The organism is Pseudomonas machongensis, from assembly GCF_034961125.1.
Taxonomy (GTDB): Bacteria; Pseudomonadota; Gammaproteobacteria; order Pseudomonadales; family Pseudomonadaceae; genus Aquipseudomonas; species Aquipseudomonas machongensis.
This window is the reverse complement of sequence record NZ_JAYFUI010000141.1, coordinates 1-11,012: the sequence shown is the minus strand read 5'-3', so window position 1 is coordinate 11,012 and position 11,012 is coordinate 1. Positions and strand designations below refer to the sequence as shown.

13 protein-coding genes, 1 tRNA gene and 1 pseudogene are annotated in these 11,012 nt (G+C 55.9%); 6 read left to right on the top strand and 9 right to left on the bottom strand.

What is annotated here, in order from left to right; genetic code table 11:
- Together VA602_RS14480 and VA602_RS14475 are read left to right on the top strand one after the other, a co-directional pair.
- On the top strand, window positions 1-615 hold a 615-nt coding region (locus VA602_RS14480), incomplete at its 5' end, for a phage portal protein (RefSeq protein WP_323453552.1).
- A gap of 66 nt (window positions 616-681) precedes the next feature.
- Complete coding sequence (locus tag VA602_RS14475) at window positions 682-936, top strand: ogr/Delta-like zinc finger family protein (RefSeq protein ID WP_323453554.1); 255 nt, start codon at window positions 682-684, stop codon at window positions 934-936.
- Between the two features lie 391 nt (window positions 937-1,327).
- On the opposite strand, the gene VA602_RS14470 is transcribed toward VA602_RS14475, so the two are convergent.
- From VA602_RS14470 to VA602_RS14440, 7 genes and pseudogenes are all read right to left on the bottom strand, one after another.
- A complete protein-coding gene (locus VA602_RS14470) occupies window positions 1,328-1,579 on the bottom strand; it encodes a hypothetical protein (protein WP_323453551.1) in 252 nt (83 codons plus the stop codon).
- A gap of 125 nt (window positions 1,580-1,704) precedes the next feature.
- Window positions 1,705-1,971 (bottom strand): annotated as a pseudogene (locus tag VA602_RS26815) (Arc family DNA-binding protein); the annotation flags it as partial.
- A 13-nt stretch (window positions 1,972-1,984) separates the two neighbouring features.
- Complete coding sequence (locus tag VA602_RS14460) at window positions 1,985-2,224, bottom strand: hypothetical protein (RefSeq protein WP_323453550.1); 240 nt, start codon at window positions 2,222-2,224, stop codon at window positions 1,985-1,987.
- A gap of 62 nt (window positions 2,225-2,286) precedes the next feature.
- The gene (locus VA602_RS14455; protein ID WP_200602849.1) at window positions 2,287-2,532 is read right to left on the bottom strand and encodes a hypothetical protein; all 246 of its coding nucleotides are present in this window, start codon (window positions 2,530-2,532) and stop codon (window positions 2,287-2,289) included.
- A complete protein-coding gene (locus VA602_RS14450; RefSeq protein ID WP_323453549.1) occupies window positions 2,529-2,888 on the bottom strand; it encodes a DUF7673 family protein in 360 nt (119 codons plus the stop codon). Before VA602_RS14450 ends, VA602_RS14455 begins: the two co-directional genes overlap by 4 nt.
- A 481-nt stretch (window positions 2,889-3,369) precedes the next feature.
- Complete coding sequence (locus tag VA602_RS14445; protein WP_323453548.1) at window positions 3,370-6,060, bottom strand: toprim domain-containing protein; 2,691 nt, start codon at window positions 6,058-6,060, stop codon at window positions 3,370-3,372.
- 9 nt (window positions 6,061-6,069) lie between these two features.
- Entirely contained in the window at window positions 6,070-6,288 is a 219-nt protein-coding gene (locus VA602_RS14440; RefSeq protein WP_323453547.1) for a hypothetical protein, read from the bottom strand.
- A gap of 112 nt (window positions 6,289-6,400) precedes the next feature.
- Here VA602_RS14440 and VA602_RS14435 point away from each other — a divergent pair, with 112 nt between their 5' ends.
- From VA602_RS14435 to VA602_RS14420, 4 genes are read left to right on the top strand one after another with little or no spacing between them, the layout of a single operon-like run.
- Entirely contained in the window at window positions 6,401-6,619 is a 219-nt protein-coding gene (locus VA602_RS14435; protein WP_323453553.1) for a helix-turn-helix domain-containing protein, read from the top strand.
- Window positions 6,620-6,622: 3 nt separating this feature from the next.
- A complete protein-coding gene (locus VA602_RS14430) occupies window positions 6,623-7,678 on the top strand; it encodes a phage integrase (RefSeq protein WP_323453546.1) in 1,056 nt (351 codons plus the stop codon).
- On the top strand, window positions 7,675-8,823 hold the full coding sequence (locus tag VA602_RS14425; RefSeq protein WP_323453545.1) for an AAA family ATPase: 1,149 nt from the start codon (window positions 7,675-7,677) through the stop codon (window positions 8,821-8,823). Before VA602_RS14430 ends, VA602_RS14425 begins: the two co-directional genes overlap by 4 nt.
- Window positions 8,823-9,413 carry a hypothetical protein gene (locus VA602_RS14420; RefSeq protein WP_323453544.1) on the top strand — a complete coding sequence of 197 codons (591 nt, stop codon included), beginning with the start codon at window positions 8,823-8,825 and terminating at the stop codon, window positions 9,411-9,413. Before VA602_RS14425 ends, VA602_RS14420 begins: the two co-directional genes overlap by 1 nt.
- A gap of 101 nt (window positions 9,414-9,514) precedes the next feature.
- Here VA602_RS14420 and VA602_RS14415 read toward each other — a convergent pair.
- Window positions 9,515-9,591: transfer RNA gene (locus VA602_RS14415), tRNA-Ile, on the bottom strand.
- Window positions 9,592-9,606: 15 nt separating this feature from the next.
- On the bottom strand, window positions 9,607-11,012 hold a 1,406-nt coding region (locus VA602_RS14410), incomplete at its 5' end, for a putative bifunctional diguanylate cyclase/phosphodiesterase (RefSeq protein ID WP_323453543.1).

The window sequence follows — 11,012 nt, the reverse complement described above, 5'->3', positions numbered from 1 at the left end:
GATGGCGGCTTCGTGATGCTGCTACAGAACGGGCAGGAGGAGGAGTACAACCAGGACGAGATCGTCCACATCAAGGACTATGACGTTGAGCAGAATATTTATGGCATCCCCGACTATCTGGGCGGCCTGCAGGCGCTGCTGCTCAACGAAGCGGCGACGCTGTTCCGCCGGCGGTACTACAGCAATGGTGCGCACGCGGGCTACATCTTCTACACCAACGACCCCAACCTATCCGAGGAGGATGAGGAAAAGCTACAAGCGCAAATCAGCGCAAGTAAAGGGGTGGGAAACTTCCGATCGATGTTCGTGAACATACCTGGCGGGGCGGAAAACGCGATCAAGATTATTCCTGTTGGTGACTTCCAGGCGAAGGACGAGCTGGAGAAGGTCAAGAACATTACCAGGAACGATATCATCGCAGCCTGGCGAATGAACCCCGCACTGGCTGGAATCATTCCAGAAAATTCTGGCGGATTCGGAGACATCGAGAAGATTGATCGGGTTTATACCAATAACGAGATCAGACCCATCTGTCAGTTGTTCGATCAGGTTAATGAGGTGCTGCGAGAGGACAGGCGCGTTAGCTGGAAATTACCAGAAGGATCTTGCTCATAATCTGTAGGACAGCTAACGGCGCTGCTTTTGTGGCAAAATAGTGCCAGAACTGGAACCGGGGTGAGTATGCGAGTTTATTGCAAGGAGTGCGGTGGCAAAGGCCGGATATCGTCCAGGAATGATATCTCTAACGAATTTGTTAGCCTCTACTGCGATTGTCTAGATTGTGGGCACCGATGGGTATCGCACTTAACCTTCTCGCATACTCTGCGGCCGTCTGAGCAAATGATGGATCGCTTTGTCTTCGACCGTCTCGTTGGAATGAGCAAGTCCAAGAGGGACGAGCTGTTTCAGCAGCTTGGATTCAATGACGCCCGGTAAGTCTGAAATCGTTTCTCGATATCTTCGAAATCCTTTATCACGCTTGACGACAGTTGAATCAGACCAATGCGTCCTCGTGTAGATAAGTCCGCATCGCTCATTGAAGTCAACAGGGCAAGCATATTGCCATGGCTTTCGATGTCGTCTGCGAGCTGGTTGAGGCACGGCGCTGGGTGTGTCATGTATGAACTCCGTTTTTCTCAATGGCACATAGCCAATATTTTGTTTGTCAATTTGTTGGCAGTCAAGAATTTTATATGTATTGAGTTCCTAGCTTCGTTGTGAGATTCATATCTTGATAGTCGCGAAAAATAAGACTGTGGATAACCTTTCATGAAACCAAAAAATGGGCGCACTAGGCGCCCATTTTTATTGTTTAAACAAAGTCAAATTACTTGCGTTCAACTTTATGTTTCAAAGAGTTGATTTGTACTACACCAAATTTCAACTCACCTGATCTGTTTTCGAATCCTACAACGAACATGTCAGCGGGCATTGTTATCACGATCATGCCGTTACCAGGATTGTGATAAAGCTGCTGAGTTGCCTGCACCAAGAGAAAGTCTGTAGGTAGCGCCAACTGGCGGCGCGCCTCCTCGATCTCGATGTCTGTCACCGCCACCAGGTTGCCGTCGATCAACATCACGCAGCCTCCTTCGTCTGCAGCTGGTGTTCCAGCTCCTCAAGGCGCCGTTGCAGGATCCCGATCATCCTCGCCTGTTCGTCGCACAGTTGCTCCATGGTGACCGATCGCTTGAGCCTGTAGGTTACTTCGGCGTTTGTGGACCGCTCGTTCAACCTGGCCTGGCCGTCGATCTCAGCAAGCAGTAGGTTGGGCAGATAGACGACAAGTGCGTCCGGTAGCACGGTATCCAGGTTGTCGGCCGCCAGGGATCGTTCCAGGCGGCTGATGATCTCGGAGTTCATGCTTCGTTTGTTGTTGCGAGCCACCTCCCCGATCTGGTCACGCATGCCATCAGGCAGGCGGATGACGAACTTGGGTGCGTTGCGCGAATTGATAACGGGTTTGAGCATGGTGTCCTGTCCTTCAGTTCATAATCGTACGGGGGTGAGTGGCCAGCAGCTGGCTCACCATGGCGGCATCCTGTGCAGACAAGTCGCCTTGTCGGCATGCGGCTGATGCCACGCTTTCAAGCTGTTCGCGGGCTGCGGGTGTCTTCATGACCAGGAACCCGATCAGCGCACCGCCGACCGTGGCGACGGCCTGCAGGTGACGCGACGATGTGGTAGCCTTCGAACCGCTGCCGCTTGGGGTTGGTACTCGCATGTTTCTTCTCCTTGTTTCGGTGGTTGGTGCCAGGGAGGTGCAACTCCTTGGCACCGTCTCTTTCAGCCCTGGCTTACTGCCTTGGCGGTAAATATCGGGCGTACCACGCTCCTGACTTCAAACTCTCCCAGGTCCAAACCATCCACACTTTTCAAGTGAACCGTGCAGCACGGCGGCGGGATGGGTTGTGCGCGCCAGTGGATGCTCGCCACCAGTTCCGCCAAGTCTTCGGGCTTAGCTACCAGCAGGTACGGCCCCGGCATCGGTAATTCGCCGGCCTGGCCGTCTACGGTGTACGTCACGTTCATTCCAAAGACTCCGGTGCCCATTTCTCAATGAGCTGCTGCCAGATCTGGCTGCCGCCCTGGATGCGTTCGTGCACCTCAAGGTCGGGGGTGTAGTCCATCATCAGCACCTTCAAACAGTCCTCGAACAGAGCCAGGTCCAAGCTGCGCAATGCACTGAGCTCAAAGGGGAAGTCCTCGCCGTTGTAGACCCCGAGCAGGAAACGCCCCAGGACGCGGCTCTGGTTGCTGTTGCGCAGGGCGATCGGCACCAAGCGGTAAAGTGCTTGTGTGCCAGCAAGGGCGATGATTGGCTGTTGCTGCTGGTGGGCCTGGGCTCCGGCGATGACGGTGGCCAGGGTGCGATTGTTGGTTTGCATCGTGTTTCTCCTTGGGTTGCCTTGCGGCAGTTGGGGAGCGGTTTCCCGCCCAAAAACTTCCTTTGCGGCGCGTATGCCCCTTGCACGTCTGGAATATCCGGAAGGAGTTCCGACTGTGGAGCCTCAAGCCCGCGTGATTGCTGGGCTGAAGATTTTTTCTGTCCTTCCACCTGTGGTGGAAGGAGGTGGAAGGTGTAGATCGCGTGGTAGGCCTGCGGGCCGCGTGGCGCGCGGGTTACAGCGGGTTCGCGAAAAAGCTTTATAGGTGGAAGGTTGGTGGAAGGAAGTGGAAGGAACGACCGACCAAAACCTTCCAGCGCCTTCCAGTGGTATGGGGTTTGCTGATGCCTCGTAACTCTTTGTATTCATTGGTGTATTCCTATTCCTTCTAGATATTCCAGACGCTCTAAGGGACTACTCACAAATCCCCGAGCCGCCGCACGCCCCCCTCAATCGGAGAGTCCATCCCGCTCGCACGGGGTCATCCGTTCTTCTTGAAGATCCAGCAGTTCAGGGATCGCTGCTCGATGCGGGAGTGGCATTTCCGCGCTTCGAGGAAGGTGTGTGTACGGCTCTGTTTCAGTCCTTTCTGCAGAAGGACGGTCGGCAGCGCTTCAAGGCCGGCGGCGCGACACGCTGACTGGAAGTGCTGGATGTTGATGGCGATCAGGCCTTTGTCCGAGCTGTGGTTCAGGGTCTCGCGGGTTTCTTGGCGACGGCCGTCAGCGTCCTCAATCGTCACGACCTGTTCGTTGAGGTAGTGGTAGGCCTGCCAGAACTGCGCGGCAGTCTTGTTTTCTGCTGTCCTGGTTTGCTCACGATCCAGGGCGCGTGCTTCCAGATGTTTGGCCAGCGCTTCAACTTCTCGATCGGACCAGCCTGGAAAGAGCGCCTGGGTGGCTTTGGCTGCAGCAAGCACCTGGGCGTGGGTTTGAATGATCCGCGCATGATTCACTCCACCCAGTGCCATGAAGCGGCGTTCGCATTCCGGGTACGCGCCGAAATAGCGCTCCAGCCAGGCGCTTTCCTGACAAAGCACCGCGTGCAGGTAGCCACTCAGTTGGTCGACCGGCATCGTCTTGAGCCGATCGGCAACGACCTTGAGCGCATCGGTGTGGTGGTCGCACGTCATGTGCAGGTAGACAATCCGGGTGATGATCGCGTCGGAGCCTTCCACCATGGTGTTCTGCGAAATGCAGATCGAGCCACGGAAAATCAGGGCATCCGTGTCGCTGTTCCCCGTCTTCACGCCAGTGACACGGAGCTTGGCGTTCTGGTCGAACAGCGACTTAATCTCGTCCCAGTTATACTGGACGATCACGGTCCGCCCCATGGCGTCGGTAGTTTCTTTGTCCGACTCGAGCAGTACGACAGGCAGGTTGCTGACCGCTGACAGCGATCGCAGCAGGCCGATGGCGGACGCACCCGAACCGCTGGGCTTGATGCCTTCTTCGTTTTTGCGGCCCACCAGCCGCCAGAGAAAGCGCAGCAGCGTGGACTTGCCCGCGCCGGCGGCGCCGGTCAGCTCCAAAAAAGCCCAGCCTTGCTGCACTGCGCGGATCTGCTCAGCGAAAAGCGAGCCGGTCCACCAGGCCAGGCTGGCCAAGCCGTTGTGGCCGAACACAGACTTGAAGTCAGCGAACCAGGACGCATCGAACGATTCCCCGCGGTGCATTGGATAGCTGCGGGCTGAGGTCTTGAGTCCGTGGCCTTTGATGTCCAGAAAGCCGTGTTCGTTGACCTGGATTGCCTTGCCTTTGTAGAAGCCGAAGGTTGGGTAGCAGTAGGCCCCGGTCGCTTCGTCGTAGCCAACGAAGGGCAATGTGCGGACCACGTTGGGGTCGCGCAGCCATTCGCTCTTGAGCATCCCCAGCACCTTTTCACCGCCCTCGAACATGCCTCCTGGCGTTCGCTCCAGGAGTGCCTTCGCGAAGCCGCGTGGCTCGGTGATTGCGCTGGGCGGCAAAGGCTCCTTGCAGTTCAGCCGGCGATTCGGGAATTCGAACTGGAAGAAGTAGCGCTGTTCGCCGCTGATCGCGTCGCGCTCCAGGTACTCGAAGCGTGGCACGCAGTTGGCGACCTGGTTGAGCTTGGTGTGCTTTGAAAACTGCGTGAAATATCCGGTTGGCTCTTCGCCGGGCTTGCGGGGAATGTCGTCCAGATCCTTCTGCAGCTCAGGCGTGCTCACGCGGGCCGAGAACAGGCACCGTCCGAACTCGACCAGGAAAAAGGAAAGCTGACGCCGGGTATACAGCAGGTAGGCCTTCTTCATCGCCGTGCTGGCACAGAACAACTGGCCTTGGTAGAGCGCTTCCTGGATGAACAGATCCTCCAGCTGGCCATCGCGATAAACGTCGTCCCAGTCCCGAGTGCCGGCGAGCGCGACCTGGCAGAATTCCTTCATCTTGACCAGGCGATCCCGATACTTGGGGATTACCTCATGACCCGCCGTATCGTCATCCAGGGCAATCACCCAGCGTATGCCCTTGCCCTGGTTTGCCTCGATGATCTGCCAGGGGAAGTTGTTGCAACTAATGGCGGCGATCGCCTTGTACCCAGCGAGCCACAAAGCGATTGCGTGGAAGATGCCCTCCACGACGAAGACCTGGTCGTCCTTCTCGTAGGCCTGGCCCTTGGGCTCCCAGCCTTGGCCCTTGTATTTCATCCCTTTGCGGATGCCTGCCTTGTCACCTTTGTTGGCGGCTACAGCGGCCGCATCGATGATGCGTTCCCAGTAACCATCGCACAGCGGGAACCGAACGGTCGCTGCATACGAGCCATCGGCCATCAGGCGCCGCTCTTGGTCGTACCAACCGGAAATCCGAGCGATATCGAAGCCACGACTACGCTGCAGGTAGGCATCGGCAGTCGCGTTGGGGTTCTCTGGCGTCGAGGGAAAGCGGTCGCTCAGGTTCTCGAACAGGTGGCGGTATCGATCACGGGTCTTCTCTTCGTAGCCGCACTGGTTCAGCCGGTTGCACTTGAGCTGGTAGGGCTTGAGCTTGCTGATGTAAACCGTGCGCTCGCCACAGCCCGGGCACGCGCCCTTGTTGAAGTACTCCTGGCTCTCATCCTTCGGCTGGAAGCCCAGCTCAGGGTCGTTCTGCAGCTCGGGGATCACCTCGTCCAGATAGATTCGGTCGAACTGCTCGGGGGAAATTCGTGCGCTCATTGCCTGTCCTTACTGCTGGGCTGCTTTGCGAACACGTTCAGATTGCTCAGCCGCTTCCATTGCGAGGTGAACCAAGTTGATCAGCACTGCCGACTTCGAGCCTTCGACCTTGGGTCGAATGATGTAACGACCCAGCTCGATCTCGCGGCGGATAGCCGAATCCGACTGTCCCGAGCGCCTGGCGTACTCGCCGACGGTGACGTAGGGCGTGTCGATGGTGATCTGCATTCTGTTAACCTCTCGCGGGATATTGGGGATCAAAGTTCCAAAGTTGGAACCATGATGGTTCCAATATTGGAACCTGTCAAGAGAGGATGAAGCTGTGGATCTGCCAGCGAAGATGAAAGCCATACGGTCAAGGGAAGGACTGACGCAGGGGGAATTCTGCGAGCTGCTGGGGTTCAGCATCAGCACTTGGAAGAAGTACGAGGCGGGTATCACTGAGATGGGGGTAGCGCCATTCCTGAAGGTGGCCAACCATCCCCAGTTCAAGAAGTACGCCCTCTGGCTTACCACCGGGGAGACGGCGCCCAGCTGCGATCAAGTAAGTCCGGAGTAACCCATGACGATCAAGAAGCTGGACGATGGACAGTGGCTGATTGATTGCCGGCCAGAAGGCCGCTCAGGGCCCCGGATTCGGCGCAAGGTGGCTTCGAAGAACGAGGCCATGCACCTTGAACGGCGGATAATGGGTGAAGGTTCGAAGGGTGAGTTCAAGAAGCAGCCGAAGCTGGACGAGCGTCGCCTGAGTGATTTAGTACGACTCTGGTACCGACTACACGGACAGAACCTGAAAACGGGAGAGGAGCGTGAACGCCTGTTGCTCGCTATGGCTGAGCGGATGGGGGACCCCAAGGTCCGCAAGTTTACTTCCAATCATTTCGCCGCATACCGTGCGGAGAGGGCTGAAGGAAAACACGCCAGGAGTACACCAGGTCGTGGCTTCAGCAAGAAGTCAGGCACGGCCAAGCCGATCAGCGCGAATATGCTCAACCACGAGCTGGCCTACCTGCGAGCGATGTTTAATGAGCTTGAGCGAATGGGGGAGTGGTCCGGTGAAAATCCTCTGGTGAAGGTGCGGAAGCTCAAATTTGATGAAGTGGAGATGGCCTATCTCGATGGCGATCAGATATTGCCTTTGCTCACGGCTTTAGGCGGGGAGGAGGACGGCGCAAGATTGATCGCGGAGATCTGCCTGTCCACTGGTGCTAGATGGGGAGAAGCTGAGAGCCTGCAACCCCGACAGGTCCGCAACTGCTTGATCCATTACAGTAAAACGAAGTCCAGTAAGAATCGCACGGTGCCTATTTCAGCTAACCTTCAAGCAAGGTTGCAGGGCGCTCTTCCGTTTAAACCGGGCTACGACATTTTCAGGAAAGCTGTAGAGCGGGTCGGTCTTGAGCTTCCGGAGGGTCAGATGACCCACGTGCTACGCCATACATTTGCTAGCCACTACATGATGAACGGAGGCGATATTTTGACTCTCCAAAGAGTTCTGGGGCATGCGAGTCTAGCTATGACCCAAAAATATGCACATTTTAGTCCGGGCCATATGCGTGAGGTTGTCGATTTGAATCCGCTGGCTAAGTCCCTAAAAAATGATGGAGCTGAAAATTGATAATAACAAAGCTTACGCTGAAGAATTGGCGGAATTTTCGGAAGATTGAGGTTCCGCTAGGTGTTCGGACATACATTATTGGTGCGAATGCTACAGGTAAGTCGAATCTTTTGGATGTGTTTCGGTTCATCAGAGATATCTCTAAACCGGCTGGTGGTGGGCTGCAGAAAGCAATTGAAGATCGAGATGGAATAAAAAAGCTTCGTTGCTTGCAGGCTAGAACTGACAACGAAGTACTCATTGAATTTGAGCTGAGTGACGAAGAGGGTGGTCCGGTAGTATGGACTTATTCATTGGGATTCAAACCTGAGGGGAAAGGTGCGCAACGGATTCTTATTAGTAAAGAGGTTGTGACTCATAATGGTGTTGTGGTTTTAGATAGGCCGGATAAGTTCGACCGAAAGGACGACGCCCGACTAACGCAGACAGCTTTGGAACAGATCAACTCCAATCTTGACTTTCGTCCTGTTGCTGAATTTTTCCAAGAAGTTACTTATTTGCACTTGGTTCCGCAGCTTCTTAAGTATGCGGACATTGTAGGTAGAACGTTAGAGGGCGATCCTTTCGGCCAGGGGCTGCTTCAACGAATTGCCAAGACACCAGCCAAGACTCGCGATGCAAAGCTACGTCGGATCGAAACCGCTTTAGAGATTGCAGTTCCCCAATTCAAAGAGTTGAAGTTTGAGCTGGATAAGACTACAGGCCAGCCCCATCTTATGGCGTCTTATCAGCACTGGAGAAGTAACGGGGCTTGGCAGAAGGAGGACCAGTTTTCAGATGGTACGTTGAGGCTAATTGGTTTGCTTTGGATGCTTCAGGAGAGTACTACTTTGCTTCTCCTTGAGGAGCCTGAGTTATCCTTGAATGATTCAATTGTTTCCCATATTCCGCTCATGATTGAACGGGTTCTGAAGCGCCAAAGGCAAATCAATCGTCAAGTTCTTATTACGACCCATAGTGAAGCTCTTCTAGAAAACCCGATAAATAGTCGATCTATTGTACTTCTTGAGCCGGGAGTTGAGGGGACTACTGCTCGGTTGGCAAGTAGCGAAGAGACGCTAATGATGGATGCCGGCTTGACGCCTGCAGAAGTAATGTTGCCTAAGGCGAGACCAAAAGGCATTGATCAATTGGGTCTATTCTAATGCCGGTTTTTCTTCTTGTGGGAGAGGACCAGTTATGCTGTGAGTTGGGAAGGGCTATTCTTCAACAGGTTTGCCCCGGCTCCTCAATTTCATCGGAAATAGTTACAGGCGGATTTGGGAAGCTTAAGGAAAAAATACCATCTCTTAATAAACTTGCTCCCCATATGCCGGTGCTAATGATCGCAGATGGTGATCAGAACCCATGTGTCGTGGCGCAGAGGAACTCTTGGTTGCCAGATGATCCTCATGAGAATCTTCTTCTCCGGCTTGCGGTTAGAGAAGCTGAAGCTTGGGTGTTAGCTGACCATGCAGCATGGAGCGAATTCGCGGAGGTTAGCGCTGCGAAAATCCCTCCATCTCCAGACGAGCTCCAAGATCCCAAGCAGTCCCTGCTGGGCCTAGTCACCAAATGCAAAAAAAGAATCCTCAGAGAGGAAATGCTCCCCAGCAAGAGCTCAAGTGCCAAGATTGGATTGGGCTACAACATTCACATGGCCACCTTCGTTCGAACCGCATGGAGCGCACTCAGAGCTGCTGAGCGCTCATCCAGCCTGCGCCGCGCGATCGCAAGTCTTGAACGGTTTAAGTAAGTGGACGTTTTGTGGACACCGCCAGATATTTGATACGGGCCCAGAGCGGTTTTTTACATCCACTAGAAATGCCAAAGCCGCGCAGTGCGCGGCTTTGAAGGTGGTGGGCCCACACGGACTCGAACCGTGGACCAAAGGATTATGAGTCCTCTGCTCTAACCAACTGAGCTATAGGCCCCAGAGGTCGGCCGGATTATAACGAGGGTTTGCTAAGGGTGCCATCTGAAAGATCCGATAGTGCTATACGAAGAAAGGTGGCGGCGAACTCGTCGGCGGGTAGGGGCAGGCTGACGATGTAGCCCTGGATCTGTTCGCACCCCTCAGCGGCCAGGAAACGTTGCTGGGCCTGGTTCTCCACGCCTTCGGCGATGATGGTCAACTGCATGCTGCGGCCCAGGGCAATGATGGCGCGGGCGATGGCGGCGTCGTGGGGATCGTCGGGCAGGCCGCGGATAAACGACTGGTCGATCTTGAGGATGTCCAGCGGCAGGCGCTTCAGGTAGCTCAGCGAGGAGTAGCCGGTGCCGAAATCGTCGATCGCCAGTTGCACACCCAGGTGCTTGAGTTGATGCAGGATGGCCAGGGCTTCTTCGGCCTGGCTCATGATGAAGTTCTCGGTGATTTCCAGCTGCAGGTCTCCGGCCTTGAGGTGGAAGGTCTTGAGCAGGTGTTCGATACGTCGGGTCAGGCTGGGCTGGCGTAATTGAGCGCCCGCGAGGTTGATCGACAGTGGGCCGAATGCTTGATAGGTGCGCTTCCAGGTGTGCATCTGCCGGCAGGCCTGCTCCAGCACCCAGTCGCCGAGCTGGAGGATGCTGCCGTTCTCTTCGGCCAGGTGAATGAACTGCTCCGGTGGTACTTCGCCGAAGGTCGGGTGGTTCCAGCGGATCAGCGCCTCGGCACCGACCAACCCCTGGGTCTTGAGGCTGAACTTGGGTTGGTAGTACAGGCTCAGTTCGTTGCGTTCGATGGCGCGGCGCAGCTCATGCTCGAGGAAAATACGTTCGCTGGCTTGGGCAGTGAGGTCGAGGGTGTAGCTTTCGACGCGGTTGCGGCCCTTGGCCTTGGAGCGGTACATCGCGGCGTCGGCGTTGCGGATCAATGTGGCGACGTCGGTGCCGTCCTGCGGGTACAGACTGATACCGATGCTGGCACTGGTGAAGAACTCGTGCTCGCCGGCCTGAACTGGGGCGTGGAAACACGCCAGCAGCTTGTTGGCGATGGCGCTGGCGTCGCTTGGGCGATGCAGGCCGGGCAAGAGGATGATGAATTCGTCGCCGCCCAGGCGGGCGACGGTGTCGACATCGCGCACCTGCTCTTTCAGGCGTTGAGCGATGCCTTTAAGCAAGAGGTCGCCGACCGGGTGGCCGAGGCTGTCGTTGATGTGCTTGAAGCGGTCGAGGTCGAGGAACAGCACGGCGCCTTGGCGGCTGGAGGCCTGGGCGCAGGTGAGGGCAGCCTGCAGGCGGCTCTCGAACAGGGTGCGGTTGGGCAGGCCGGTGAGCGGGTCGTGGTGGGCCTGGTAGTCGAGCTTGGCCTGGGCGTGCTTGAGGCTGGAGATGTCGGCGAACACGGCGACGAAATGGGTGGTCTCGTGTT